The sequence below is a fragment of the Micromonospora sp. S-DT3-3-22 genome, assembly GCF_015354745.1.
In the GTDB taxonomy this organism is placed as follows: domain Bacteria; phylum Actinomycetota; class Actinomycetes; order Mycobacteriales; family Micromonosporaceae; genus Micromonospora; species Micromonospora wenchangensis.
Genome location: NZ_JACGMO010000017.1, coordinates 1 through 25709, shown reverse-complemented (window position 1 = coordinate 25709; position 25709 = coordinate 1). Strand labels below are relative to the sequence as shown.

Sequence of the window (25709 nt, the reverse complement as noted above, 5' to 3'; positions counted from 1 at the left end):
GGGCGGACGCGGCGAGGGCGTGGTGGCCCCGCCCGAACCAGGGGCGGGCGTCGTCGTCTCTCGACACGGCGGCCATGTAGGCGAGTAGCTGCATCGAGGTGGCAGGCACCTTGCCGGCGTACAGGGCGTACGCGGAGAGGACGTTGCTGGCACCCACAGGAGCGGCTGCTGATCTGTCGTGCGGACAAGGTGGTGCCGAGCCGGACGGCGGAAAGGCGCTGCCCGGTTCGGTGGTCGGGGGCGATGCGTCGTTGCGGGCCGCGCAGTCCGTACGACGGACGGTGTTCCGTTCGTCCTGCACGTCGGATGGCTCGCTGGTGGTGCGCGGACCTCACGCAGCGGTGACCGCGCAGATTCCCGGCCCGCCTGCGGTGCGGTGGTGCCGCTGGCGTGTGCGGCTGCGCTGACCGGGCGACGAACGGATCACGGGGCGCGAACGGCAGGGGCGGAACTGTCTGGCGTACCTGCGTTGTGCAGCCGCGGATGCGGGGCTGGCATCATCTCCTGTCAGCGGTCCCCGGTCGCCGGTCGCGCTGGGCAACAGCTACCCGAAGGAGACGGTGTGTCCCATTGGGACGACCTGCTTGGTCACGCGTTCGGCCTGCTACTCGGCCGGCCGCTGGCGGAGTTCGACACGGCGGGCACGTACGCGGTCTTCCACTACGACGACGAGACCGCCGGCGAGGCGATCGAGGACCTCGATCCCGGAGAACTCGTGGCCGACGTCAACGGGAGGTCAGGCGACCTCGGCGGTGACGGGCTCTATCCGGACCGCTGGGTGCCCGACCTGCCCAGGTCGGCATTCATCGCCACGGACGTGCGGCCGGCCGCGCTCCAGCCGCTGATCACCACCACGACCGACAACGGCCGGGCCGTGGTGTGGGGCAGGGACATCGGCCGGGCGCTCCAGGCCGGCTCGCTGAGTCTCGACGAGCTCAGCCCCGACGGCTACCGGCGGTACCCCCATCTGCTCCTGCGGCCACGGACGGACGGCTCGCTGCTGGACGCGATGCGCGCGGCGACGTGGACGATGAGCGCTCCGGACGGCCTGTGCGACATCGGCGACAGCCTCGTGCGGCACGGGTACGTCGAGCCCGAGGTGAGTGTGGTCGACCCCCGCTGGGAATCGACCCTGGACCAGATCGGCGACGACGCGCTCCGGCGGCACCTGCGCGGGCTGTGCCTCGACGCCCACTGGGCACGGATAACCGGCGCGTACTACCTCGGCCCCGGTGAATGCTCAGGCGACGTGCAGCCGATCGCCGACCTGCCGGGCAGCAGGGTGATCGCCGGCTGGGAGTTCGGTGAGGGCCAGGGTGCCATGGCCGTCGTGCTCCTGAGCGAGCCTTCCGCCGGGTCGCCCGGATGATGCCGGTCGGTCGGGTCGACCCGGTGACGGAGGACATCGCCGGGTAGAGGTGCCCCGCACGGCGTGGGCCGGGCGCGACGTGGCGGTGGGCCGCCCGGGTACGGCCCGGTGGGTGGTCGTGGAGCCGGACAGGCCGGTCGCCGGGCCGGGCCGGGCCGGAAAACACCCTCTGATCCGACCGCACCGGCTTATTCTCGACCCGTAGGCACCGGGTCCGGAGGATCCGGCCTGCGGGCCCGTCACACCTGACGGCACGTCCTCCCGACAGCCGGAGGGCCTGCCGGTGGTGCGCGGACGACGCGACGGGCCGCGTCGGTGGCGGTGGATGACCCCTGCGGGAGCGGTCGCGGGAACTCACGACGACGGGAGCACGATGATCAGTTGCCCCATCGGATCACGCGGACGGCGTGGTCATGTCCGGCGCGGACTTCCGGTCGTCGTGGTGCTGGTGGGGTTGCTGCTCCCCGTCACCCCGGCGTGGGGTGCCGATGGTGGTCCGACCGGCACCGTCGAGATGGCCGCGGACGGGGACGTGGTCGGCGCCCCCACGCCGCTGCGTAACGTGCCGTCGGTGATCGCCGACGTGGCCGACGGTCAACTCGTCGTCTACCGCATGCCCGGTATCCGGGGCGGCCAGATCAACGCCACCGCCATGCTGTTCCTGCCCGCGCAGGCACCTCCGGCCGGCGGGTGGCCGCTCGTGGTGTGGGGGCACGGCACCGTCGGGTGGGCCCCGGAGTGCGCGCCGAGCGTGCAACTCCAGGAGCACGGCCGGTGGGCCGACGGGCCGAACGCTTCCCTGCTGGCGTCCATCCTGAAGATGAACATCGCCGTGATCGCTCCGGACTACGAGGGACTCGGCCCGGTGGCCGACGGTGTCCCGCAGGGGCACGGCTACTACGAGCTGTCCAGCGAGGGAAACTCGATGGTCTTCGCCGCGGTGGCCGCGCAGCGGCTTCTCGGTGACCAACTGTCGGGTCAGTGGGTGCCGGCCGGCTGGTCGGAAGGTGGCTTCGCCGCTCTGGCCGCCGCGTACTACTCCGACCGGGCCACCATGGCCGACCCCGACCTGGAGTACCGCGGCACGATCACCCTCGCTCCGGTGCCGGACGTGCCTGCCATGAACCGGGTCCTGTGGAACGACATCGCGGCGGCCTCGCGGTCCGGGCTCCCGCCGACGGAACACCAGATCGAACAACTCGTCTTCGCCAACGCGGAGACCATCTACTTCACCAGGACCGCACGCTACGCGGGCTACGACATCGACCCCGCCACGATCTACGGCCCCAACATGCTGAGGTTCTACCGCGACAACTGGCGTACCTGCCTGGACGATCTCAACGCCCTGGTCAAACGGGACATCCAGAACTACCTGAACGCATCCCCGGCGCACCGGTTGACCACCTACCCCGGCATCCGCGGCGACACGCCGAACTCGCTGCCGGAGAACAAGCGGTTCTACGCGGAGAACCAGGGCAGGCTGGAGAATTCGACGCTGCCGGGCTCGATTCTCTGGCTGTACGGCACCGACGACATCACCAGCCCGGCCACGGTCACCTACGACACCGTCAACAAGATGCTGATCAACGACAACGACATCAACCTCGCCGTCCTCGAAGGAGCCGGCCACTACGACGTGTCCACCGCCGGCCGACCCCTGATCGAGGCCCGGCTGAAGCAGCTGTTCGACATCACGTAGCGCCGTTGAGGCGTACGTCGTCGGGCTGAGGTGAGCCACTCGGTCGCGCAGGCCGCGGCCGGCGGGTGGGTCAGCCCACGGTGCAGCGGGTGGCTACGATCGCCGAACGCTGCACCGAACCGGCTGCACAGCGGATGCGGGAGATCATCGAGACGGTCCTGGCCGCGTTCCAGGACCAGGTCCTGCAACTGATGTTCCGGCCCGGTTCCGGCCCGCCGTTCGCCGACCTGCCGAAGGGGCCGGACAGCCCGTTCCACGCGATAGTCGTCGAGGTCGAAAACGTCGTACGCGACGGCATCGAACGCGGCGAGTTCCGCGACGTCGGCGACGTGCACCCCGTGGTGGAACTGCTCAGCGGGCCATGCGCGCCGGCGCGGAACGTATCGGCCGGGACCCGGGCAGCTACTCCCCCACGGTCCACGCCACCCGGGAACTCATCCTCGCCTCGCTCGGACAGACGGCACCACCGTCATCCGCAGGACGACGCCGCCAATGCGTCGATCACCCCGCTGAACTGCCGAACTAGTGTCCGAGGTTGACCTGTGTCCGGTGGTGGTCGCCCTTCTCGATGAGGTCGACGAAGCCGAGGGCGTAGTCCGCAGCGGAGATTCTGCCGCCGTCCTCGGGCTGCACCACGACCTCGTCGCCGAGCCGATAACGACCGAGTCGTTCGGCGGGCATCTGTGCGCCGAACCTGAGCGCTGGGCTCACGTAGACCCAGTCGAGGGTCGTGGGTGTGGCGGGAAGGTCCTCGATGATGAACGCATCCTCGAACGGTTGCGCATCGACCGCCAGCTTGAGGAAGCCATCACCGAGTCCCGGCCCACCGCGTCAGCCGGATCACCACCGACGGCGAGACCACCCGGTTGCCCGTACCCAGCCGCGACGGCGGGCCGTACGGCATCGCGTCCGGGCCCGACGGCGCGCTGTGGTTCACGATGAACCAGGCGAACGCGATCGGCCGGATCGACACCGACGGCACCGTCACCATGCACCCGCTACCCACGCAAGCCGCCGCCCCGTGGGGATCACCGCCGGCCCCGACCAGCCGTCTGGTCGTCGGGATCGCCGCCGGCCAGATCGGGCGGATCACCCCCGACGGCACGATCGACGAGTTTGCGCTACCCGACCGCGCAGGTCGCCCCCACGCCATCACCACCAGCGGCAGCGGCGACCTGTGGTTCACCGAGTGGGCAGGTAGCCGGGTCGGCTCCGTCACCACCGACGGGACGATCGAAGTCCATGACCTGCCCACCCCGCGCTCCGAGCCGCACGGCATCACCCTCGGACCCGACGGCGCCCCGTGGGCGGCCCTGGAGAACGGCATCCTGGCCCGGATCAACACCGCCGGCCGGCGGCGGGGGTGGGGTCGCGCTGGTCGGCCGACGGAGCGGCCGCGTGCCGTGACCGGTGGTTGACACAGCTGGCGCGGTCGTGACGACGTGGTCGTCCGATGTGTGCCAGGATTCTGCTGTGGCGACGATCGAGGTGGTGCTGGGCGACATCACGCGGGAGGACGTGGACGTCATCGTCACGGCCGCGAACGAGTCGCTGCTGGGTGGCGGTGGTGTCGACGGGGCGGTCCACCGCGCCGCCGGTCCCCGGTTGGCCCGGGCGGGAGGCGCGATCGGCCCCTGCCCGCCCGGTGAGGCGATGCCGACGTCGGCGTTCGACCTCGACCCGCCGGTGCGGCACGTCATCCACACGGTCGGGCCGGTCTGGGAGGGCGGCGGCCACGGCGAGGACGAGGTGCTGGCCTCCTGCTACCGCAGGAGTCTGCAGGTCGCCGACGAGTTGGGCGCCCGGACCGTGGCTTTCCCCGCGATCGCCACCGGTGTGTACGGCTTCCCTGCCGAGCGGGCGGCGCGGATCGCCGTGGCGACGCTCAGGTCCACGCCGACGAACGTGCACCGGGTACGACTCGTCGCCTTCGACGACGACACCCGGGAGCACCTGCACGCCGCGCTGACCGCCACAGCCGACTGACCGGCCGGGACGAGGCGTTTTTCGCCATCCGGTGAGCGCGCCCGCACCTGGCGTTCAGTCCGTTTACGCAGCCTCCGGGTACCGAGTTCAGCCGCGGCGGCGAAGTCCGAGATGGTCAGGACCCGGTCGGGGTCGCCGATCAGGTCGATCAAGGCCGGCAGCGCACTACCGGACGGTCTGGCCTCGCCGGGGCGGTCGGCCCGGCCAGCGATCGGGGTGGCGTCCAGAGCCCGGTCGATGCGGCCAGCGGCCAGGGTGGTGAGCCGCTCGCTCACGCCTTCGCCGTAGCCGGCCGGTCACGGTGGCGCCGGCCTGCCGTAGGGACCTCAGCCACTTTTGACCGCGTGCCGCGAGCCAACCGACATCACGCCCGAGACAGCACCCGCCCGCTGGCACCACTGGCATCACCTGGCGACTTTGTCGGGACTCTAGGATGCCAGGACCTGCACCGGAACGGGACGGTCACTAGTAGTGCCGTCGCCAAGCTGACCGTAGTTGTTCAACCCCCAGGCGACGACGGTGTAGTTCGGCTGTAGCGCCAGATTGTGGGCGATGCCGGCGGCGATCGCCCGTATTCCGATCAGAAATCGACCGCAGGGCGCGACTTCCCCCACCGCACACACCCGCACCGGCGTCAGACGATTCACCCGGGTACCGTCGCCGAGTTCTCCACGGCCGTTGTAGCCCCATGTCAGAACGCCTCCGCTACTCAGCTGCGCCATACTGTGAAAGCCGTTCGCGGCGATGTGCCGCACCCCGTACAGAAACCGATCACAGGGTGCGACCTCCCCCATCGCACAAACCCGCACCGGAACGAGCCGGTGGTTCTCGCGTGTGCCGTCACCGACCTGGCCCTCGACGTTGTAGCCCCAGGAAACGACACTGCCGCTGCCCAGCAACGCCATGCTGTGGAAAGTGCCGGCCGCTACGGCGCTCACCCCGGACAAAAACCGGTCGCAGGGGGCGGTCTCCCCCACCGCACACACCCGCACCGGAATAGGACGGAACTCGTCGTTGGTGCCATCGCCGACCTCACCGGCGCCGTTGAAACCCCAGCCGACGGCGTGGCCGGTCCCCACCACGGCCAGACTGTGATCTTCCCCTACCGCGATGGACCTGGCCCCCGTCAGGAACCGGTCGCAGGGGGCGGTCTCACCCACCGCACACACCCGTACCGGAACCGAACGATTCGTGAAGGTGCCATCACCGAGCTGACTCAAGGTGTTGGAACCCCAGGCGACGACAGCACCATTACCCAGCAGAGCGAGGTTGTGGCCGCCGCCGCCGCTGGCGACGACCCTGACCCCGCTGAGAAACTGGCCACACGGCGCGGCCTCCCCCACCCCGCACACCCGCACCGGAACCGAACGATTCGTGAAGGTGCCGTCGCCAAGCTGGCCTGTCACGTTCTGGCCCCAGGCGACGGCCGTGCGGTCCCGGAGCAGGGCCACGCTGTGCACGAACCCGGCAGCGATGGCGATCACTCCGGTGAGGAACCGGGTGCAGGGGGCGACCTGACCGACGGCGCACACCCGCACCGGAGTGACACTCGGATCGAGGGTGCCGTCACCCAACTGACCTTCACTGTTCTCGCCCCAGGCGAGGACGGTGCCGTCCGAGCGCAGGGCAAGGCTGTGTCCGTAGCCGGCGGCGATGGCGGTCACTGCGCCGAGTTCGGCCGGAGCCTGCTGGGCCACTGGTCGCTGGGCCACCACAGGCGCAGCGGCTCGACTGGCCGGCGCTCCCCTCGCCCCACCGACCGAGGCGTCACCGACTACCACGACCAGAGCCAGCACCACCAGCACGCCAGTGACGGCAGCGCGTCGGGCAGTGCCGATCATCACGGCCGACATGTCTTCGGGAAAACAGAATCCACCCATCTCCCTCTCCTGACCGAGGCAAATTCAATTCCTGGCCACCTGACTGCCCGGACCTTGACGGCGGATCAGGCGCGCAGCTGCACAGACCCCGGATCCGGCACGCCGCACAGGCAAGACCAGAACGGGGACAGGGGTGAGGGGCGGGAGGGATGCCACGAGAATTGGAGTAGATCTCACCTCCCTGGCAAGCAGCTCAAGCAACAGGGATTCGTGACCCAGAATATAGACCCATGCAACGCGGAGATAAATAGCGGAGTCGAATAAGTTAGATACTCGCGAACGGTCGCGTGTTCTTCTCGCGTCGAACCATCGCGCACCCGCCTCGATCGCGTGATCAGGCAGGTCAGACTGCACGTGGACAGCGGAATGCTCGCAGGAACAGCCATGATGCCCCCGCGCCTGGCAGCGCGTCTTGGCCAACCGCTGCCCCACCCGGAGGGCTCCGTCCTGCCTGAAGCAACGACACGCCGCTGAGCACCTACTCAGGAGCCCTTGAGCTCGATGACAATCGCTCACGATTCCGAACTGGCCAGCCAGATCGCGGCGATCCGTCGCGTCGTGCCGCGGTGACCGTCAAGCCTCGGTAGCACTCCGACCGGGCTCCAGATCCCCGACAACGTCCGGATCCACCACATGGGGTGCGCGATCAGGTGGTGCGTCGTACGGGGCAGGGGCGCATCGTCACCCTGGCCAGGGCCTTCCTGCACCGCCTTCGGTCGTCCCCGGACCCGCCGCTGGTGGTTCGAGGACGTCAAGGATCGCCTTCAGCCGGTTGTCGAGCGGTCCACTCAACTCCAGGACAGGAGTGTCGTTCCAGGCATCGAGGGGGTCGTCGTAGACGAGTTCCCGAAGCGCGTCGTTCATTCGCGAGCGGAGGCCGGGCAGCTCCGGGGCGGGCAGAACCCGCTCGCTCTCCGGCGTGATCACCGCGATGATCAGTAGATCGAGCGTCGCGAACGCGGAACGTAACGCGGAGGCGTCAGCCTCCTCCACCGGGTCCGCTCCGCTCGCGGCCAGGTAGGCGAGATAGTCGAGCGGTGTGCGGTCGAACACGACCTTGGAGGGTGACGGCGACCGCATGCTCCGCACCGAGCAGGCCAGCATCGCCCGGTAGTCCTCCCGCGACGGCGGGAAATCGAACTCGTACCCCTGTTCCTCCAGGAGGTAGTACGGCTCGTCGAGCATGGCATGTCCCGGCAGACGCGCACACAACGCTTCGACAAGGGTGGTCTTTCCGATTCCGTGCGTCCCGGAGATCGCGACCCTCATTGCCCCACCCTTCACGATCTCGCTGATCATAGGCTCACGCCGGCACGGCCGAGCCGTCGTACCGGCTCACTCGTCTTCCATGTATCCGGTGCCGGGATCGACGGTGTTCAGGAAGTCACGGATGTTCTTGGTGTGCTCGTCAAGCGACAGGTTCGTCGTCGGGCTGACGCCAAAACCGTAGCCGGGGTTCGGCCCGCTGACCCAGGCGTAGTCGGTGCCGCCCAGCCCGTTCGAGCGGAGCACAAACGTCTCCCCATCGACCTCAAGCGTGCGGGACGCGGCGTCGGCCGAAGCTTCGGGCGCGGGGCGCAGACCGGGCACGGCCCCGGGATCCGCCTTTCGGTCGCCACCGCCGTCGTCAGGGTAGATCGCCTTCACGCCACCATCATCGCGTGACGACAGACCTCAACACCATTCTGACCGCACTGTACATGCGAGGACCGGGCAGCCACCGACGTTGTCCGACGCGGAGTTGCTGACCCTGACGGTCGCGCAGGTGCTGCTCGGGGTGCGTTCCGAGGTCCGTTGGCTGCGGTTCGTCCCCGGGCATCTGCCCGGGGCGTTTCCGTACCTGCTCGAGTCCGGCTACAACAAACGCCTCCGGGCGGCGGTACCACTGCTCAAACGCGCCATCCGGGCGGTCGCTGCGGACACTGACCTGTGGGTCGCGCAACGAATCCTCGCGATGACCACCGCGATCCGGCACAACCGGGCCACCGGCCAGCCCGTGACCAGGTCCCTGATCGCCTACGACCACTGACCCGATTTCGGACTTACTCGTCTAAAGGACGTCTCGTAACTCGGTGTCCGGTCCATGGTGGATTATGTCGGGGTGCAGGTGATCTCAGCGGCTCGCCCGGAGTGGATCTTCCCGTTCACCGGGCTGCAGCCCGCCCAGTTCCGCAGACTGGTCAGGTTGGTCGCCGAGCGTGGTGGTGACGCGATCGCTGACGGTCGGCCGGGCCGGCAGTGGTCGCTCGACCTCGCCGACCGGGTGTTGCTGGTGGCCGCGTACTGGCGCACGAACCTGACCATGCGGCAGATCGGCCCCCTGTTCGGGGTGTCGCACTCCGCCGCGCACCGGGTCATCGACACCCTCGGCCCCCTGCTCGCCCTCACCCCGGGACGCCGGCGCAGGGTCGAGCAGATCACCATCGTCGACGGCACCCTCATCCCCACCCGGGACCACCGCCTGGCCGCCCCGAGCAAGAACTACCGCTACAGCACGAATCTGCAGGTCGCCATCGACGCCCACACCCGCCTCGTCGTGGCCCTCGGCGATCCGCAACCCGGCAACGCAACGACACCATCGTCTACCGCACCTCCGGCATCAACCAGAAACTCACCGGAAGACCGGTCATGGCCGACGGCGCCTACCGCGGCAACCCCGACGTGATCATCCCGTACCGCAAACCCGCCGACCGCAGCGAACTACCCCAGTGGAAAGCGGACCTGAACAAGCAGCACCGCACCGTCCGCGCCCAGGTCGAACACACCCTGGCTCGGATGAAGACCTTCAAGATCCTGCGGGACTACCGCCGAGCCGCCCGTACATTGACCGACACCGCTTCCGGCATCGCCCACCTCCACAACATCATCCTCGCCGGGTGACACCAACACCGGTGCCGGGCAACGCCTTCACCGAGTTACGAGACGTCCTTTAGGTTCTGTCTTGCGGATCATGAGTCTCGCTCGTTAAGGCTGGTATGGCGCGAGGTGATCTCACGAACCACGAGTGGGCTGTGCTAGCCCCGTTGTTGCCGGCGCAGCCGCTGCGGGGTGGGCGGTGGCGGGATCATCGGCAGGTCATCAACGGGATCTGCTGGGTGAAACGGACCGGGTCGCCGTGGCGGGACTTGCCCGAACGGTATGGGTCCTGGAAGACCGCTCACGGACGGTTCTGCCGGTGGGCGGCCGACGGGACGTGGGCCCGGTTGAAGGCCCACGTCATCGCCCTGGCCGAACTCGACGACGGTATCGACTGGAACGCCCAGGTCGACGCCACCATCGTGCGTGCCCACCAGCACGCCGCCGGTGCCCGTAAAGGGGGCTGAGCCGGGAGGAGTCGCGGGCAGCGCAGGCCATCGGCCGGTCGCGGGGCGGTCTCACCACGAAGATCCACACTCTGGCTGACGGGCGGGGTCGTTCCCTGGCCACCCGGATCACCCCTGGTCAGGCAGCCGACACCCGCCAACTGATCCCGCTGCTGGAGCAGGTCCGGGTGCCCCGTCCCGGCGGTGTGGGCCGGCCACGTACGAGGCCTGACTCGTTGACCGGTGACAAGGCGTACTCCTCTCGCGCGAACCGGACCGCCTTGCGGGGCAAGGGGATCACCACGGTCATCCCCGAGCCCAACGACCAGATCGCCAACCGGAAGCGGCGGGGACGACGCGGCGGCCGACCACCAGCATTCGACCCGGTCGCCTACCAGTGCCGCAACCAGGTCGAACGTGGTTTCAACCGGCGTAAACACTGGCGAGGACTCGCCACCCGCTACGACAAGTTGGCCGCCAACTTCCAGGCCACCCTCGACCTGGTCGAAACCCTCGACTGGCTACGCGCCGTCCCCGACAACCAAGATCCGCGAGACAGAACCTAGACGGATCTGTTCAACTGGCCTTCGGCGGTGGGCACCGCGTCTCGACGTCGCCGCGCCCGCACTGGCCGGCGCCGCGCTGCCCGTAGGGGCAACCCGGACTGCCCGCAGGACCGGCCGGCGACCGGGGAACGGGCCGGCAGATCCGGCGCACGCTGGTGCGGACCCGCCCACCGACCGGGAGACAGGCGTGCATCCCCATCAGAACGTCCAGCCGGCGCCATGGCAACACACGTTCGCTACGACCTTCGCCTGGATCGCCGAGCACGAGCCGGCGTACTTCCAGCGCCTCACCTGGGCCGAGACCCAGCAGAACGGCACCTGCCTGGCGATGTTCCATGCCTGGGCCGACGAGCAGGCCGCCCACACCGGCGTCGACCAGCTGCGCCGTAGCCTGGCCACGATCACGCTGCTCCAGCAGCACGCCAGTGGGCAGCTGGACCGGGACCACCTCGTCGTCGCGCTGGTGGACACCGTCCGGCCGCCGTGGGTCGACCACCCCCTGGCGGTGGCGTTCAGGGAAGTCGATCCGACGCTCGTCGCGGAGTTCGCACAGATCGACGACATGTACGCGCTGGTCGCCCGGTTGGCGCAGGTGTTCGAGGTGGACACCGGGTTCACGTTCGCCCTCTGGTCGGTCGCCGCCGAGGCCCTCGCCGGCGAGGTCGCCGGGGCGTACCTGCCGTACTTCGCCGCAGCCTGTGACGAGCACCTGCGGCAGTGGTATCTGACCGCCACCGTCGCGCAACCGGACCTGCCCGGTCAGCCCGGGGACCCGGCACCCGACGGCGGCGACCAGCCGGTGCCCCGGTGGCTGGACTACCTGGACCCCGCCCAGTTCCCGCAGGCGCTGGCGGACTGCCCGGACCTCGCCGCCGACATGGCCGACTACAACACGCAGGCGTACGCGTTCAACCTGGCCGGGCCGTACCAGGAGGAGTACCGGTCGTCGGTGCACGATGCCATCGCCCGCGTCCTGGCCTGGTACGCCCACCGTCAACCGGTGATCCTGGGTCGCCTCCAGGCGTTCGGCGGGCCGCAGGGGCAGCCCGACGATCCGGAGACCGCCCACCTGCTGGCCCTCGCCCCGGAGTGGGAGCAGCTCCGCCAGGCCTGCGGGCTCCTCACCGCCGCCCTCGAACCCGGCTTCACCGGATATCCGCCGGCCCAGCCGTTGCCGGTTCGGGAACAGATCGCGGCGGCGGTGCGGGCCCGGCTGCTGTCCAGGGAGAGCCGGCAGGGCGGTGCGGAACCGCCGGAACCGGTCAAGGCACCGAGAGCCGTCGAGGTGCCGCGACCACCATCCCGCCGGCCCGAGCGGGTCGAGCAGCGCGGACAGTCGACTCTGGGCGGCATCACCGACGAGCAGTGGCGGCAGGTCGAGGCGATCCTGCCGGGCGGCGACTCGCACCGGAGCCGGCTGCACGACCGCCGGCTGATCGTGGAAGCGATCTACCACCGCAGACGCACCGGCTGCACCTGGGCGAACATGCCGGCGCACTATCCACCCGGCCCGACCGTCGCCAACTACCAGTCGACCTGGGAGCGTGACGGCACCATGCGCCTGATCGAGGCGATCCTGGGCTAGGCCCCCCGGCCAGATACTCCGGATCAGCTCGCCGGGCGATGATCGGAAGGTCCGGCCGCCAGCGCCACGGTCGGTGTCGCTCAGCATGGTTACCGGACGTCTCCGTCGACGGACCTACCTGAGCAGGGCCGCTGCCGCGGCCAGGGTGGCCAGCGACAGTGTCGTGGTCAGCAGCACCGCGCGGCTGGTCACCGCCTCGCCGACGCCGTACTCCTGGCCGAAGATGAACGTGTTCTGCGCTGTCGGCAGGCCCGCGCACACCACCACTGCGAGCAGCTGCGGCGCGGGCAGGTGCAGGGCCAGCCCTGCCGCGTACGCGACGGCCGGCTGCGCGACGAGCTTCAGCGCGGTGATCACGGCCAGCTCGGCCGGCGCGGCCCGGCCAGCCGGCGCGGCCCGATCGTCGCGCGACGGCGTCGTGTGGTGCAGCGACGCGCCGAGCGCGACCAGGGCGGCCGGAGCTGCGGCGCCCGACAGCAGAGTCAGTGTCGCGTCGGCCGCCGACGGCAGCCGCAGGCCGGCAGCCGAACAGGCGACACCGAGCAGCGACGCCAGGATCACCGGGTTGCGTACCGGCAGGGAGGCGATCCGGCGGACCCGTATCCGCCCGGCGGGGTCGCGGTGCCGGTCCAGTGCGACCAGGATCACGGGTGCCACCACCAGCACCTGTAGCAGCACCACCTGCGCCAGGAACGCCACGTCGCCGAGTACCTGGGTGGCGATGGGGATGCCGAGGTTCGCCGAGTTGACGTACCCGGCGGCCATGCCCCAGATAGGTCGTTCGCCAGGCTCGCGGCCGAACAGCCGGCTCGCACCGAACCACCCGAACCCGACCACCGCGGCGGTGCTCGCCGCGAAGGCGAGCAGCGGGGGGCCGGCGAACCCGGACAGCGGCATCCGGGACAGTGCCAGGAACAGTGCGGCCGGCATCGCCAGCTGGAACACGAAGCGGCCGAGCACCGCCGCCCCCGCCTCGCCCAGCAGTCCCCATCGACAGGCCGCATAGCCGATCACGGTGAGAATCCAGATCGGCACGAACGCCGACACCAGGCTCATCCGGGTGTCACCAGCCGCCGGCCCAGGCAACGGCGGGCGTCCAGCTGTCTGGGTGCGACCCACGGCAGCCTTCCCGCCGGGAAGACGAGGGATCGCCGCGTTCGATGGTCGGCGTCCCCGTGTGCCCCGCCATCAGCATCGCCTCGATCCGCGTTACCCACGGCACGATCGCCACCGGAGCCTGCCACTGGCTGGCTCGTGTCTGGTCGCTCGCCACCCTAGGGCCTGTCGAACGAACGGTGTAACTCGGATCCTCTTGGTGGTGTGGGTTCGTTGGTGTCAGCCACACCGTTCCGGCCGGGCGTCCGTCATGGGCCACTGCGTCCAGGGGTCAATCCGGACGCAGATCCCGGCGAGCCTTTGTTGGCTCGGTCAGCAACGGGCTCACCACCGCAACCGTCTGGGTGGTAGGGCGTGGTCTCGTGTCATGCGATCCGCGTACCGCACGGTGGATCGCGAGGAGTTCCTGTCGTCGGTCGCGCTGCCCGCTACCGTACGGACGTGGCACGGGTACTGGTGACCGGCATGTCGGGCGCGGGCAAGACCACGGTCCTCGACGAGCTTCGCCTGCGGGGTTTCCGCACTGTCGATACGGACTACGGCGGCTGGGAACTGCCCGACGGGACCTGGGACGAGCCGCGAATGAGCCGGTTGCTTGACCGGTACCGCGATCTGATCGTGTCCGGGACGGTGGAGAACCAGGTCCGCTTCTACCACCGCTTTCACCACATCGTCTTGCTCAGCGCGCCGTTGGAGGTTCTTCTCCAACGGGTCACCTGCCGAACGAACCCCTATGGAAGAACGCCCGAACAGCAGGCGGAGATCGCGCATTACGTCCAGACCGTCGAGCCACTGCTCAGACGGGGAGCCACCATCGAACTCGACGGACGTCGGAGAGTCTCCGACCTGGCCGACACCATCGAAGGCATGGTCAGGGAAGGGCACCAATCTGCCGGGAACGGGACGCTGCCCACCTCGTACCCGCCGGAGCCGGATCGGTCACCACAGTGAGGTAACAGCACCTCGTCGGTAGACGACTCTTGTCATTACCTCCGGCGTTGTTCTCGAATTGCCTGTCGCGCCCGGACCGTGGCGTCACCGGCGTTAGACTCGCCGGTCATGGGACTGCTTACCTTCAGTCTGAACATCACCCTGGACGGTTGCGCCGACCACCAGGAGGGGATCGCCGACGACGAGACGCACGCCTTCTTCACCCGGCTCATGGACGAGGCCGGGGCGATGCTGTGGGGTCGGGTCACCTACGAGATGATGGAGAGCGCCTGGCCGGCCGTCGCCCGCGGTGACCAGGAGGCACCGCCGGCGATGCAGGAGTGGGCGGCCAAGCTGGAGGCCAAACCCAAGTACGTGGTGTCGTCGACGCGCACGGACTTCCCGTGGACCAACAGCCACCACATCGCCGGCGACCTGCGCGAGGGCGTGCAGAAGCTCAAGGACGCAACCCCGGACGGGGTCCTCCTCGGCAGCGGCAACCTCGCGACCGAGTTGGACCGGCTGGACCTGATCGACGAGTACAGGATGCTCGTTCAGCCTCGGATCGCCGGTCACGGCCCGACCCTGTACCAGGGCGGGCTGCCCAGCACCCGCCGGCTCGAACTGCTCTCGGCCAAGCCGATGCGCAATGGGGTAGTGGCCGTGCATTACCGCCGCGCAGACTGATCACCGGAGTCCCGGGATCGTCCACAGCCGGCAGGATGCCAAGTCAGGAGGAGGTCCGGTCTCAGGGGGTCACTTCACGGTGCTGGGTCAGTGCGGGCAGTCGCCGGTGGCGATGCGTCTTGGGATCAGGCAGCCACACTGGCATTCCGGCAAACCGGGCCGTCGGTTCTGGCCGGTGCCTGGGGGCCGCCGACGGTTGACGCGGGCGAAGGGACCGCGCAGCCTCACGGGCCGGCCGAAACCCCACGGCAAGGGGCCTACGCCTGGTCGGCGTTCCGGGGCCTGGTGGCTTCGGCGGCGGCGAGTTGGCGGACCCGGGCCACCTCCGTCGAGGTGGCGAACTGCCGGGCCACCCGGGCCAGCCAGGCGCTCTCCGAGGCCAGTGAGGCGTCCACGTCCTGGAACGGGTGCTCGGCGCGGTAGTCCCGGCGGTGCGCGTGTCCGACGAGGGCGGCGGCGATCACCGCCGCTTCCACGGTGGCCGGGTCCGCTGCCGGGTCGATCCAGCGGGGCACGTCGGGATGGGCGTAGGGGCGCAGCGTCAACTGCGCGTCGCGGATTTCGATCACCCGGCGGTAGAGCGCGAACTCCGCGCCGGGCAGCGGCCAGCCGCCGCTGGTGTTGAGGGCGATCTGCGGCAGCGCGGTCCGTAGCGCCCGCCAGAGCGGGTCGATCCGGCGCAGCCGGTGTAGCGCGCGCAGCCAGCGCAGTGGCGCGGTGATCCGGTCGCCCCAGGCGGTCAGGGTCGCCCCGATCAGCCAGAGCAGCATGCAGACCGAGCCCAGGGTGGCGCCGATCGGCAGCGTGGTGGCCAGGGACCGGCCGGTGAGGAGGGTGATCACCGGCCGGACTCCGGACCAGGCCGCCCAGACGATGCCCAGGGCGGTGCCGGTGACCACGAAGCTGAGCCCGGTCCGTAGGACGCCGGCCGGCACGTGCCGTAGGTAGCCGCCCACGCTGGTGATGAAGGTGGTCAGGCAGACCGCGATGTAGCTGAAGAAGACCACGAGGTAGCCGACGACGACCGGATCCCGTGAGTACGCGTTGACGAAGTTCAGGGTGAAGGTGGTGTCGGCGTAAGCCAGCAGCACCGCCATCGCCAGGACCGCGCCGACCAGCAGGGCACCGTGCCGGCGCAGCCAGCGGCGGGTGCCGGCGGGGCGGGCGATGCTCTGGCCGAGCGCGCCGAGGAAGTACGCGGCGAGCATCTCCAGGCCGTTGCCGAGCAGTCGGCTGAGGTTCGGCACGGGCTCGACGTGGCTGATCGCGATCAGGACCGGGTGGGCCATCACCGCCAGGCCGAGGCCGATGCACAGGAAGAAGGCGGAGAGGTAGCGGGTGCCGGCGGCACGCCGACGGCCGGGTACCGGGACGAGTTTGTAGGCGGCGACCACGACGGCGAGCGCCAGGGCGGTGAAGTTGAGCCAGGTCAGCATGGTGCCCGGCCCTGGTCAGCCGGTGTCGAAGATCGAGCCGAGTCGGGCCAGCCCGTCGGCGACCTCGGGGGTGACCGGGCCGGTGCCGCCGGTCGGGCCCCGGCGGGCGCGGTGGGCGATCATCGAGGCGACCAGTTCGGCCTCCTGCTCCTGGTCGGCCGAGTAGTCGGATCGGCCGAGTACCCGGCGGACCAGGTCGGTGGAGAGGTTCGGCAGCAGCAGGGCTGGCAGGGTGGCCAGCGAGCGGTCGTCGACGTGGCCGCAGAGCAGGTGCCCGACCTCGTGCAACAGGATGTGCTCCTGGTGCAGCCGGGTGGTGCTGGTGGCGTAGAAGAGGTAGTCGGCCTGGTCGGTGGCGACCAGTGCGCCGCACTGGCTGGCCCCACCGGGCATCGGCACCAGCTCGACCGGTCGGCCCCGCTGGTGGGCCAGCGCGTCGACGAACCGGGTCGGCTCGAACGGCGTCGGGATCGACAGCGCGTCGACGATCCGCTGACACCGGCGCCACATGCCCCGATCAACCGCCATCGCGCTCCACCGGCCCGCCCGTACCGGGCCCGGGAAGCTGCACGCCGGCCGGCCCGGCGCGGCGTGCCTCCCGCCGCCCGATGGCTTCGATCATGTCACTGATGGTGTCCAGCCCCTCCGGGGAGAGGGTGACCGCACGCAGCGCGATCTGCCGGACGGCGCTGTCGCGCAGCGCGCCGAGCAGCTCCAACTCCTCGACGATCCGCGCGCTCTGCTCGTCGTCGAAGAAGTACGCCGCCGGCACCTGGAAGAACTGGGCGAGGGCCTCCAGGTGCCGCTTGGTGGGGTTGGTCCGCCGGCCGTTGCGCAACTGCCAGAGGTACGTGGTGGAGAAGCTCTCCCCGGTGGCCGCGCGGCAGGCGGTGGCCACCTCCTCGTTGCGGTACTGCTCCCGGTCGGGGCGGCGGACCACCTCGAAGAGTCTGTTGATCTTTTCGGCGAGGGTGCCCGTGCTCGGGTGGTCCATGTGGTGCCCTCCCCTCGTCGGATCGGGTGGACCCCGTTTCCCGTGGTTGACGGCGGCGACCCCCTCGGACATCCTAGCGATTCATGATTTTTAGCTGAGATGAACGGCGTGCGCGCCGCCTTTCACACTGGCTGAGAGCTTCCGGAGGAGGTGAACCAGATGACCGCACTCGTCGACCACACCAACGACATCTCCCTGGAGATGTTCGGTGAGCTCACCGAGGCCGACCGGACCGCCCACGGGCTGGCCGGACTCACCCCGGTGCTCGCCACCCCGACGGCGGTGGCGCTCGGCGTCGCCGTCGGCGCCGTGGCGTTCCACGCCGGCTACATGGTGGGCATCGCCCGCAACATGGCCGAGGGCACCAGGCCACAGCCGAAGTAGCCGCCCGACAACCCGTACCCCCGTTCAGGAGGTGATCCATGTCCGTTCTCGCCAACAGGGTGAACGCGGACCCCGCCCTCGCCACCATCCCGATCCACAGCGACGAGGCACGCAACCACGTCGGCGGGATGCCGGTGCTGGCCACTCCGGCGACCATCGTCAGCGTGGCGGCCGGCGTCGGCCTGGTCGGTTCGGTGGCGGCGCTCTTCGGCGCCGGCTACGTCGCCGGGCGCAACCTCGGCGGGACCCGGCCGGTCCCGAAGTGATGACGCGATCGCGGTAGCAGCACCCGGGCCGGTGGACCGCCGCGGCGGTCCACCGGCCCACCCGTCCCGCCCGGTCCTCCCCGCACCATCAGGAAGCGCTGACCCATGAAGAGAGCACCCTGGCACCGCCGGCTCCGGCCGCCCGCCACGTTCGACCGCTCCGCCGTGCTGAGCTGGACCGAGCGGATCAGCTCGGTGACCCACCTCTTCGCCAGCCTGGAATACCTCACCCGCCGCCGGGACCGGCAGCGGGGCGGGGCGAACAACTGGGCGGTGAACCGGCGTACCTTCCACGAGCACGCCCCCCGCCTGACCCGGGCCCTGGACCTGGCCGCCAACGACCGGGTGGCCACCGCGCTGCACGTCAGCCGGGCCGTCGCGGCGGCCGCGCTCTGGCTGCCGCTGGGCCGCCGGCAGCGGGTCGCCGCGAACGCGGTGCTCACCGGCAGCCAGGCCGCGCTGCACGCCCAGCACCTCTACGGCAGCGACGGCGCCGACCAGGTCTCCTTCCTGGTCCAGGCGCTCACCACCGCCGCCCGCGCCGGCCAGCGCCGGCCCGCCGTGGTCGACGCCTGCCTCTGGTTCGTCGCCCTGCAGTCGGTGCTGTCGTACACGGTCTCCGGCTGGGCGAAGCTGCCCAGCGATACCTGGCGCAGCGGACGTGCCCTGCCCGGCATCACCCGGACCCTCACCTACGGCGACCCGCAGGTCTGGCAGCTGATGCGCCGCTACCCCCGGTTGACGAAACTCGCCGCCCACGGGGTGCTGGCGATGGAGTGCGCGTTCCCGCTGGCCTACGCCGCGAAGGGTCGTCCCGCGCCGTACCTGCTCGCCACCGCCGGGGCGTTTCACCTGGTCAACGCGCGGGTGATGGGGCTCGGCCGGTTCTTCTGGGCGTTCACCTCCACCTATCCGGCGGTCGCGTACACCACCCGGCCCCGGGAACGCACCGGCGACGCGGCCGGCGTGCGGCGCGACGACACCCTGCCCGCCGTGGCGGCGACCGCCGGTCTGGTGCTCTTCACCGCCGGCCAGGTCGCCCGGATCCGGCGGCGTCGGCTGATCGAGCGGGGGCGCGGCGACGAGCGCACCGTCACCACCGCCGCCGGAAACGTCCTGTCCTACCGGTACGCCGGCAACCCGCTGTCCGGCGGGGCTGAGGCGCGGTCCGGCGGGTCCGGCGGTGACGGGCCGGTGGTGGTGCTGGAGAGCGGGATGGCCGCCACCGCCGAGCACTGGGAGCGGATCGCCGGTCCGCTCGGTGACCGGTTCACCACGGTCACCTACCAGCGGGCCGGCTACGGTGCCAGCCGCTACCGGGGCACCGGGGAGTACCGGTTCGAGACGATGGTCGACGACCTGGTCGAGCTGACCCGGCACGTGGCCGGCGACCGCCCGGTGGTCCTGGTCGGCCACTCACTCGGCGGCTACCTGGCCCTGCTCGCCGCCGAACAACTCGGCGGACAGGTACGCGGGGTGGCCCTGGTCGACTCCAGCCACCCCGCCGAACTACGCCGTTCCCTGCGGCAGGCCGAGGGCGGCCGGGCGCTGACCAGCACCCTGGCCATCATGCCCGGTTCGTTGCGGGCCGGGTTCGGTTCGCTGCTGCCCCGGGCCCCCTGGATCGACCGGCTGCCCGAGTCCGTCCGCCCGCTGGCCCTGGCCCAGTACCGCGACCCGGAACTGTGGGCCGCCGCCCGGCGGGAGTGGCGGGTGGTGCAGGAACGCTTCGAGGATGAGAGCACCGGGCTGCCCCGGATCGACGTACCGCTGGTGGTGGTGACGGCCGGGCGGACCGCGCGGGCCGACGCCGTCCAGGCCGACCTGCACGACGAGTTCGCCGCCGCGGCACCCCGGGCGCAGCGGCACCTGATCGCCGACGCCGACCACGACGAGATCCTCACCGACGCCGACCGGTCCGCGGAGGTCGTCACGATCCTCACCGCGTTCGTCGACGACGTCACCGCGCCGGGGTCGGAGGTCCGGCGATGAGCCGCCGGGTCGGCTCCGACCTGCGGCCACTGACCACGGCGATCACCGCCGGCCTGGTCGGCTGGTTCGGGGTGACCGTGCTCAGCCAGCACCCGCAACAGGTCTTCGACCGGTTCCGCCGCTACGACGTACCCGGGTTGCTCATCGGCAACTGGCGCTTCTTCGCCCCCGAACCGGCGCAGCACGACTTCCACGTCCTGCACCGGGTGCTCACCGCCGACGGCGCGCAGACCCGCTGGGTGGAGACCACCCACATCCCGCGCCGGCACTGGCGGCAGGTGGTCTGGTTCCCGGAACGCCGGCAGGACAAGGCGATCTTCGACATCTGTGCCGACCTGATCGTGCACCTGGGCACCCCCGGCGTCGAGATCACCGCCACCGCGCCGTACGAGGTGCTGCGGGACTTCGTCGCGCACGCCGTACGCCGGCAGTACGCCGGCGCGGACGTACCCCGGGGATTCCAGTTCGTGATCGCCCGCAGCGCCGGCTACGACGAATCCCACCAGCCGGACTACCTGCTGGTCTCCCCGTTCGAACCGTTGCCGGAGGGCACCCCGAGATGACTGAGATCGCCGACAGCGGCTACGGACGCCAGTTCGTCGACTTCTACGACCAACTCTTCCCCGGCGGGGCGGCGGCGGAGCCGGCCGTCGCGTACCTCGCCGGCCTGCACCCGGGCGGCGGAGCACCCACCCTGGAGCTCGGCGTCGGCACCGGCCGGATCGCCCTGCCGCTGGCCGACCGGGTCGGCGAGATCGTCGGGGTGGACTCGTCGCCGGAGATGCTCGACGCGCTGCGGGCCGCCCTGGCCGAGCGGCCCCGCCCGGTCACGCCGGTGCACGGCGACATCCGCGACTGGTCCGACGACCGCCGGTACGGGCTGGTCTACTGCGTCTGCGGCACCCTGTCGATGCTGCTGGACCCGCAGGAGCAGCAACGGGTCGTGCAGGCCGCCGCCGCCCGGCTGGCCCCCGGCGGGACCCTCGTGGTGGAGACCCACAACCCGGAGTTCGCGCTGGCCGTGCTCAACCAGGGCCGGGCCCGGGACTCCTTCTTCGTGCCCTACCCGGGCCGGGACACCGGGCTGCTGTCGTACTCCACCATCGACGTGGCGAACGGGATCTGGCACCTGGCGCACATCTGGATCTCCGAGGGCCGGTCCCGGATCGCCTCGGAGCTGAGCCGGCTCACCACCCCCGACGAGGTCGACGGGTACGCCGAGCAGGCCGGACTGGTCCGGCTGGCCCGGCACAGCGACTGGGCCGGCACCGAGTTCACCGGCGTGGAACCGATGTACGTCACCGTCTACCGCGCCCCGGGTGACCGGTGAGCACCCCGGCCGCCGGTGAGCGGCACTGGCTGCGCATGATCGCCGGGTACGTCCGGCCGCACCGGGGTCCGTTCGTGGCCGCCGCCGTGCTGCTGCTCGCCTCCAGCCTGCTCGGGCTGGCCCAGCCGCTGGCCGCCAAGGCGCTGATCGACAGTCTCACCGCCGGTCAGGGGGTGGGTCGGGCGCTGGTCGTGCTGACCGGGCTGGTGATCATCGCCGCCGTGCTGCTCGGGGTCGGCAACTACCTGATCCTGCGGACCGCCGAGGCGGTCGCCCTGGACGGGCGGCGCGGCCTGGTCCGGCACCTGCTGCGGCTGACCGTGCCGGCGTTGCAGCGGCAGGCCCCCGGTGACCTGCTGGCCCGGGTCGCCGGGGACACCATGCTGCTGCGGCAGATCGCCAGCCAGTCCCTGATCGACCTGTTCACCGGCGGCGTCATGCTGCTCGGCGCGGTAGCACTGATGGCGGTGGTCGACCTGACCCTGCTCGGGGTGACCGCCGTGGTGGTGGTGCTCCTGGTGATCATCATGGGGTCGTTGATGCCCCGCATCCGCGCCGCCGCGCTGCGCTCCCAGGAGTCGGTGGGCGACATGGGCGCCGCCCTGGAACGGGCGCTGGGCGCGTTCACCACCATGAAGGCCTCCGGCACCGAGGCCACCGAGGCGGCCCGGATCGACGCGGCGGCGCTGACCGCGTACCGCCAGGGGGTGAGCCTGGCCCGCTGGGGCTCGGTCGCCGGCACCAGCGCCGGCCTGGCCATCCAGGTCGCGTTCCTGGTCGTGCTCGGGGTCGGCGGCGCACGGGTGGCCAGCGGCGCGATGCCGGTCTCGGCGCTGGTGGCCTTCCTGCTCTACGTGGCCTACCTGAGCCACCCGGTGATGCAGCTCGTCGGCGCCGGCACCTACCTGCAGATCGGGCGGGCGGCGCTGACCCGGATCGCCGAGATCGACGCACTGCCCACCGAACCGATCGACCTGCCCCCCGCGCCACCGGTCAGGGCCGGCGTCCCGGCGACGGCCGGAGCCGGGGTGCCGACGGGGCCGACGGGAACCGGCGGGCCGACCACCACGACCGGGGCGCGGTCGGCTCCCGAACCGGCGGAGGTGGTGTTCGAACAGGTCAGCTTCCGGTACCCCGACCGGGACGAACCGGCCCTGCGCGACCTCACCCTGACCGTGCCGGCGGGCGGGCTGACCGCCCTGGTCGGGCCCTCCGGCTCCGGCAAGACCACGGTGCTCGCCCTGATCGAACGCTTCACCGAGCCGCAACAGGGCCGGATCCTCGTCGACGGCCGGCCGCTGGCCGACTGGCCGCTGGCCGAACTGCGCGCCACCATCGGGTACGTCGAGCAGGACGTCGCGGTGCTCGCCGGGACGCTGCGGGAGAACGTCGCGTACGCCACCCCCGGCGCCACCGACGAGGAGATCCGGGCGGTGCTGCGGACCACCCGGCTCAGCACCCTGCTGGACCGGCTCGGCGGTGACCTGGACGCCCCGATCCGGCACCGGGGGCTCTCCCTGTCCGGCGGCGAGCGGCAACGGATCGCGGTGGCCCGCGCCCTGCTGCGCCGTCCCCGGCTGCTGCTGCTCGACGAGGTGACCTCGCAACTGGACGCCGCCAACGAGGCCGCCCTGCGCGAGGTGATCCAGGAGATCTCCCGCCGGACCACCGTGGTCGTGGTCGCGCACCGGCTCTCCACGGTCCTCGCCGCCGACAAGATCGTCGTGCTGGAGAATGGCACGGCCCGTTCCGTGGGTTCGCATCCGGAACTGGTCCGCACCGATGCGCTCTACGCCAGCCTGGCTGCGGAACAGGCGTTGGTCTGAGGGCGGGAGGGCACACCATGGGAGCACAGACGGCAGCCGGCGGGCTCGACGCGGTGGTGGTCGGCTCCGGCCCGAACGGGCTGGCCGCCGCACTGGTGCTCGCCTCGGCAGGGCTGAGCGTCCAGGTTCACGAGGCCGCCGGGACCACCGGCGGTGGCACCCGGACCGAGGAGCTGACCCTGCCCGGGTTCCACCACGACGTCTGCTCCGCGGTGCACCCGATGGCCCTCGCCTCGCCCTTCTTCCGCGCCTTCGACCTGACCGCGCACGGCGTACGGCTGTTGCAGCCGGAGATCCCGTACGCCCATCCGCTGGACGGGGGACGGGCGGCGCTGGCCTGGCGGGACCTGGACCGTACCGCCGAGGGGCTGGGTCCCGACGGGGCGGCCTGGCGGTCCCTGCTCGGGCCGCTGGTCCGACGCTGGTCGGGAGTGGTCGACACGGCCATGTCCGACCTGCGCGGGGTACCCCGCGACCCGCTCGCCGCCCTGCTGCTCGGGCTCCGCACCCTGGAACAGGGCACCCCGGCCGCGGCGGCCCGGTTCCGCACCGGGGAGGCCGCCGCGCTGCTGGCCGGGGTGGCGGCGCACGCGATCGCCCCACCGCGCCGGCTCGCCCCGGCCGGGGCCGGCCTGCTGCTGGCCACCCTCGGACACGCGGTCGGCTGGCCGGTCCCCGCAGGTGGCAGCCGGGCGATCACCGACGCGATGGTGAACCGGCTACGGCAACTCGGCGGCCGGGTGGTCACCGGCGACCGGATCGACGACCTGGCCCAACTGCCGCCGGCCCGCACGGTCCTGCTCGACGTCTCCCCCGCCGGCCTGCTGCGCATCGCCGGCGACCGGCTACCCGCCGGCTACGCGCGCAGTCTGCGTTCCTTCCGGTACGGCGGGGCCGCGTGCAAGGTCGACTTCGCGCTCTCCGGGCCGGTGCCGTGGGCGGAGCCGGAGTGCGCCCGCGCCGGCACCCTGCACCTGGTCGGCTCGGCCGCCGAGGCCCGGATCGCCGAAACCGCGGTGGTACGCGGCCGGCACCCGGAACGCCCCTACGTGCTCGCGGTGCAGCCCGGCGTGGTCGATCCGACCCGCGCACCCGCCGGCAAGCAGGTGCTCTGGACGTACGCGCACGTGCCGAACGGCTCCCCACGCGACGTCAGCGACCAGATCATCGCCCAGGTGGAACGCTTCGCGCCCAGCTTCCGCGACCTGATCCTGGCCACCCACGTGGTGCCGGCGGCGCAGGCCGGCGCACACAACCCGAACTACGTCGGCGGGGACATCTCCGGCGGGGCGGTCACCGGGTGGCAGCTGGTGATGCGGCCGGCGGCCCGCTGGGACCCGTACCGGACCCCGCTGCCCGGCGTGTACCTCTGCTCGGCCTCCACCCCACCCGGCCCGGCCGTGCACGGCATGTCCGGGCTGCACGCCGCCGGCCGCGCCCTGCGGCAGCAGTTCGGCATCCGCACCGCCCCCCTCGACCTGATCCGCGGCGGACGCTGACCGGTCCGGGCGGCGTCGACCGAGGCGGGCGGGCGTCGGTCGGCACCGCGACGACCCGGAGTTCGGGTACCGGTTCCTGGTCGATGAGGCCCGCACCGCCGGACAGGCGATGGCTGAGCGCACCCGCCCACGGCCCGAACCGGTTGCGGCTGGCCGACATCACCGAACACCCCAAGAGCGTCGGTTGTTGCGATGATGCCGGCATGGATGTGCGCTGCGGTGAGGTATCGATTCGCCCCGCAGACGAACACGACGTGTCTGCGGTTGTCGGCTTGATGGACGGCGCAGTCGCATGGCTGGTCGCCGCAGGCCGCACCGGGCAGTGGGGAGTCGAACCCTACTCCGCCAACCCACGGTCCACGGCTGCCATTTCGGGCATGGCCGCCGGTAGGGAGTTGTACGTGGCGGTCAGCACGGACATCGTGGTCGGCGCAGTGGCCGTCGGCTCAGCGCCGGACTACGTGCCACCCGCGACGGAACCTGAACTCTACGTTCGGCTACTGGTGACCGATCGGGCCTGTGCCGGGCGCGGGATCGGCCGCCAGCTGCTCGAACACGCTCGTACGGTCGCTGGGGCCGCCGGCGTGGACCTCTTACGAGTCGACTGCTACGCAGGCCCGGACCGGGCGCTGGTCCGCTACTACGAAAAGGAGGGTTTCACTGCGACCGAGGCATTCGACGTTGCCAGGCCATCCGGATCATGGCCAGGCCAGGTCCTGCAACAACGCCTGAGCCAGTGAGCGTTTCGCATGTCTGTCAGTCGGGTGTGTTGAGAGTGCGGCGTTGTTGGCGGGTGGCGGGTCCGCCTCGGGTGAGGCGGGCGAGCATGCCAGCGATCGCGGCCCAGCGGATGATGGCTTCC

Annotated in this window: 26 protein-coding genes and 1 pseudogene; 19 read left to right on the top strand and 8 right to left on the bottom strand. The window is 71.0% G+C overall.

Annotated elements, in window-relative coordinates; all coding sequences use genetic code 11:
• The first annotated feature begins 562 nt into the window (after nt 1–562).
• The 3 genes from H1A17_RS07330 to H1A17_RS07320 all read left to right on the top strand — a co-directional run bounded on the left by H1A17_RS07330 (nt 563) and on the right by H1A17_RS07320 (nt 3607).
• Entirely contained in the window at nt 563–1369 is an 807-nt protein-coding gene (locus tag H1A17_RS07330) for a hypothetical protein (RefSeq protein WP_194821461.1), read from the top strand.
• A gap of 442 nt (nt 1370–1811) precedes the next feature.
• Nucleotides 1812–3068, top strand: coding sequence for a hypothetical protein (locus tag H1A17_RS07325; RefSeq protein WP_194821460.1), 1257 nt, complete (start codon nt 1812–1814; stop codon nt 3066–3068).
• Between the two features lie 89 nt (nt 3069–3157).
• Entirely contained in the window at nt 3158–3607 is a 450-nt protein-coding gene (locus H1A17_RS07320) for a hypothetical protein (RefSeq protein ID WP_194821459.1), read from the top strand.
• Here H1A17_RS07320 and H1A17_RS07315 read toward each other — a convergent pair.
• Nucleotides 3591–3749, bottom strand: coding sequence for a hypothetical protein (locus H1A17_RS07315; RefSeq protein ID WP_194821458.1), 159 nt, complete (start codon nt 3747–3749; stop codon nt 3591–3593). The genes H1A17_RS07320 and H1A17_RS07315 overlap by 17 nt on opposite strands.
• Before the next feature lie 185 nt (nt 3750–3934).
• On the opposite strand from H1A17_RS07315, the gene H1A17_RS07310 reads away from it, so the two are divergent.
• Both H1A17_RS07310 and H1A17_RS07305 read left to right on the top strand, forming a co-directional pair.
• A complete protein-coding gene (locus H1A17_RS07310; protein ID WP_194821457.1) occupies nt 3935–4486 on the top strand; it encodes a hypothetical protein in 552 nt (183 codons plus the stop codon).
• A gap of 55 nt (nt 4487–4541) precedes the next feature.
• Nucleotides 4542–5054 (top strand): O-acetyl-ADP-ribose deacetylase, encoded by a 513-nt coding sequence (locus H1A17_RS07305; protein ID WP_194821456.1) that lies wholly within the window; start codon nt 4542–4544, stop codon nt 5052–5054.
• 428 nt (nt 5055–5482) lie between these two features.
• On the opposite strand, the gene H1A17_RS07300 is transcribed toward H1A17_RS07305, so the two are convergent.
• The 3 genes from H1A17_RS07300 to H1A17_RS07290 all read right to left on the bottom strand — a co-directional run bounded on the left by H1A17_RS07300 (nt 5483) and on the right by H1A17_RS07290 (nt 8581).
• Nucleotides 5483–6934 (bottom strand): RCC1 domain-containing protein, encoded by a 1452-nt coding sequence (locus H1A17_RS07300; RefSeq protein ID WP_194821455.1) that lies wholly within the window; start codon nt 6932–6934, stop codon nt 5483–5485.
• A 681-nt stretch (nt 6935–7615) separates the two neighbouring features.
• Entirely contained in the window at nt 7616–8203 is a 588-nt protein-coding gene (locus H1A17_RS07295; protein WP_145922705.1) for an ATP-binding protein, read from the bottom strand.
• A gap of 66 nt (nt 8204–8269) precedes the next feature.
• Complete coding sequence (locus H1A17_RS07290; RefSeq protein WP_194821454.1) at nt 8270–8581, bottom strand: hypothetical protein; 312 nt, start codon at nt 8579–8581, stop codon at nt 8270–8272.
• 79 nt (nt 8582–8660) lie between these two features.
• Between H1A17_RS07290 and H1A17_RS07285 the strand changes: the two genes are divergently transcribed.
• The 4 genes and pseudogenes from H1A17_RS07285 to H1A17_RS35515 all read left to right on the top strand — a co-directional run bounded on the left by H1A17_RS07285 (nt 8661) and on the right by H1A17_RS35515 (nt 12387).
• Nucleotides 8661–8963, top strand: a complete 303-nt coding sequence (locus H1A17_RS07285) for a hypothetical protein (protein ID WP_228543069.1) — start codon at nt 8661–8663, stop codon at nt 8961–8963.
• 72 nt (nt 8964–9035) lie between these two features.
• Nucleotides 9036–9814: pseudogene (locus H1A17_RS07280) on the top strand (transposase family protein).
• 95 nt (nt 9815–9909) lie between these two features.
• Nucleotides 9910–10802 (top strand): IS5 family transposase gene (locus H1A17_RS07275; RefSeq protein ID WP_375372796.1). Its coding sequence is split into 2 segments (ribosomal slippage): nt 9910–10254 and nt 10257–10802, totalling 891 coding nucleotides; the frame shifts between segments, so codons are not numbered across the junction.
• Between the two features lie 187 nt (nt 10803–10989).
• On the top strand, nt 10990–12387 hold the full coding sequence (locus H1A17_RS35515) for a transposase (protein ID WP_194821453.1): 1398 nt from the start codon (nt 10990–10992) through the stop codon (nt 12385–12387).
• Between the two features lie 114 nt (nt 12388–12501).
• Here the strand turns inward: H1A17_RS35515 and H1A17_RS07265 are convergent, their stop codons facing one another.
• On the bottom strand, nt 12502–13443 hold the full coding sequence (locus H1A17_RS07265; RefSeq protein ID WP_194821452.1) for an AEC family transporter: 942 nt from the start codon (nt 13441–13443) through the stop codon (nt 12502–12504).
• A gap of 501 nt (nt 13444–13944) precedes the next feature.
• Between H1A17_RS07265 and H1A17_RS07260 the strand changes: the two genes are divergently transcribed.
• Both H1A17_RS07260 and H1A17_RS07255 read left to right on the top strand, forming a co-directional pair.
• Entirely contained in the window at nt 13945–14454 is a 510-nt protein-coding gene (locus tag H1A17_RS07260) for an AAA family ATPase (protein WP_309236719.1), read from the top strand.
• Nucleotides 14455–14562: 108 nt separating this feature from the next.
• Nucleotides 14563–15120: a dihydrofolate reductase family protein gene (locus tag H1A17_RS07255; RefSeq protein WP_194821451.1), complete on the top strand. Its 558-nt coding sequence runs from the start codon at nt 14563–14565 to the stop codon at nt 15118–15120.
• Nucleotides 15121–15377: 257 nt separating this feature from the next.
• On the opposite strand, the gene H1A17_RS07250 is transcribed toward H1A17_RS07255, so the two are convergent.
• Genes H1A17_RS07250 through H1A17_RS07240 form a run of 3 tightly spaced genes read right to left on the bottom strand, consistent with a single transcriptional unit; the run spans nt 15378 to nt 17550 of the window.
• The gene (locus H1A17_RS07250; protein WP_194821450.1) at nt 15378–16556 is read right to left on the bottom strand and encodes an MAB_1171c family putative transporter; all 1179 of its coding nucleotides are present in this window, start codon (nt 16554–16556) and stop codon (nt 15378–15380) included.
• 15 nt (nt 16557–16571) lie between these two features.
• Nucleotides 16572–17084, bottom strand: coding sequence for a hypothetical protein (locus H1A17_RS07245; protein ID WP_145919111.1), 513 nt, complete (start codon nt 17082–17084; stop codon nt 16572–16574).
• A complete protein-coding gene (locus tag H1A17_RS07240) occupies nt 17074–17550 on the bottom strand; it encodes a helix-turn-helix domain-containing protein (protein WP_194821449.1) in 477 nt (158 codons plus the stop codon). The genes H1A17_RS07245 and H1A17_RS07240 overlap by 11 nt, the downstream gene beginning before the upstream one ends.
• 159 nt (nt 17551–17709) lie before the next feature.
• On the opposite strand from H1A17_RS07240, the gene H1A17_RS07235 reads away from it, so the two are divergent.
• The 8 genes from H1A17_RS07235 (at nt 17710) to H1A17_RS07200 (ending at nt 25587) form a co-directional block, all read left to right on the top strand.
• A complete protein-coding gene (locus H1A17_RS07235) occupies nt 17710–17934 on the top strand; it encodes a hypothetical protein (RefSeq protein ID WP_145919109.1) in 225 nt (74 codons plus the stop codon).
• A 38-nt stretch (nt 17935–17972) separates the two neighbouring features.
• Nucleotides 17973–18200: a hypothetical protein gene (locus tag H1A17_RS07230; RefSeq protein ID WP_145919108.1), complete on the top strand. Its 228-nt coding sequence runs from the start codon at nt 17973–17975 to the stop codon at nt 18198–18200.
• 105 nt (nt 18201–18305) lie between these two features.
• The gene (locus tag H1A17_RS07225) at nt 18306–20192 is read left to right on the top strand and encodes an alpha/beta fold hydrolase (protein WP_194821448.1); all 1887 of its coding nucleotides are present in this window, start codon (nt 18306–18308) and stop codon (nt 20190–20192) included.
• Nucleotides 20189–20755 carry a hypothetical protein gene (locus H1A17_RS07220; protein ID WP_145919106.1) on the top strand — a complete coding sequence of 189 codons (567 nt, stop codon included), beginning with the start codon at nt 20189–20191 and terminating at the stop codon, nt 20753–20755. Before H1A17_RS07225 ends, H1A17_RS07220 begins: the two co-directional genes overlap by 4 nt.
• Nucleotides 20752–21522 (top strand): class I SAM-dependent methyltransferase, encoded by a 771-nt coding sequence (locus H1A17_RS07215; RefSeq protein WP_194821447.1) that lies wholly within the window; start codon nt 20752–20754, stop codon nt 21520–21522. Before H1A17_RS07220 ends, H1A17_RS07215 begins: the two co-directional genes overlap by 4 nt.
• A complete protein-coding gene (locus H1A17_RS07210) occupies nt 21519–23348 on the top strand; it encodes an ABC transporter ATP-binding protein (RefSeq protein WP_309236718.1) in 1830 nt (609 codons plus the stop codon). The genes H1A17_RS07215 and H1A17_RS07210 overlap by 4 nt, the downstream gene beginning before the upstream one ends.
• Nucleotides 23349–23365: 17 nt before the next feature.
• The gene (locus H1A17_RS07205; RefSeq protein ID WP_194821446.1) at nt 23366–24847 is read left to right on the top strand and encodes an NAD(P)/FAD-dependent oxidoreductase; all 1482 of its coding nucleotides are present in this window, start codon (nt 23366–23368) and stop codon (nt 24845–24847) included.
• Between the two features lie 83 nt (nt 24848–24930).
• A complete protein-coding gene (locus H1A17_RS07200) occupies nt 24931–25587 on the top strand; it encodes a GNAT family N-acetyltransferase (RefSeq protein ID WP_228543068.1) in 657 nt (218 codons plus the stop codon).
• The last annotated feature ends 122 nt before the right edge of the window (nt 25588–25709 follow it).

Coding starts and splice junctions, on each gene's coding strand:
- H1A17_RS07315 (WP_194821458.1), bottom strand. CDS start 3,749: ATGCCCGCCGAACGACTCGGTCGTTATCGGCTCGGCGACGAGGTCGTG.
- H1A17_RS07300 (WP_194821455.1), bottom strand. CDS start 6,934: ATGGGTGGATTCTGTTTTCCCGAAGACATGTCGGCCGTGATGATCGGC.
- H1A17_RS07295 (WP_145922705.1), bottom strand. CDS start 8,203: ATGAGGGTCGCGATCTCCGGGACGCACGGAATCGGAAAGACCACCCTT.
- H1A17_RS07265 (WP_194821452.1), bottom strand. CDS start 13,443: ATGAGCCTGGTGTCGGCGTTCGTGCCGATCTGGATTCTCACCGTGATC.
- H1A17_RS07255 (WP_194821451.1), top strand. CDS start 14,563: ATGGGACTGCTTACCTTCAGTCTGAACATCACCCTGGACGGTTGCGCC.
- H1A17_RS07250 (WP_194821450.1), bottom strand. CDS start 16,556: ATGCTGACCTGGCTCAACTTCACCGCCCTGGCGCTCGCCGTCGTGGTC.
- H1A17_RS07245 (WP_145919111.1), bottom strand. CDS start 17,084: ATGGCGGTTGATCGGGGCATGTGGCGCCGGTGTCAGCGGATCGTCGAC.
- H1A17_RS07240 (WP_194821449.1), bottom strand. CDS start 17,550: ATGGACCACCCGAGCACGGGCACCCTCGCCGAAAAGATCAACAGACTC.
- H1A17_RS07235 (WP_145919109.1), top strand. CDS start 17,710: ATGACCGCACTCGTCGACCACACCAACGACATCTCCCTGGAGATGTTC.
- H1A17_RS07230 (WP_145919108.1), top strand. CDS start 17,973: ATGTCCGTTCTCGCCAACAGGGTGAACGCGGACCCCGCCCTCGCCACC.
- H1A17_RS07225 (WP_194821448.1), top strand. CDS start 18,306: ATGAAGAGAGCACCCTGGCACCGCCGGCTCCGGCCGCCCGCCACGTTC.
- H1A17_RS07220 (WP_145919106.1), top strand. CDS start 20,189: ATGAGCCGCCGGGTCGGCTCCGACCTGCGGCCACTGACCACGGCGATC.
- H1A17_RS07215 (WP_194821447.1), top strand. CDS start 20,752: ATGACTGAGATCGCCGACAGCGGCTACGGACGCCAGTTCGTCGACTTC.
- H1A17_RS07205 (WP_194821446.1), top strand. CDS start 23,366: ATGGGAGCACAGACGGCAGCCGGCGGGCTCGACGCGGTGGTGGTCGGC.
- H1A17_RS07200 (WP_228543068.1), top strand. CDS start 24,931: ATGAGGCCCGCACCGCCGGACAGGCGATGGCTGAGCGCACCCGCCCAC.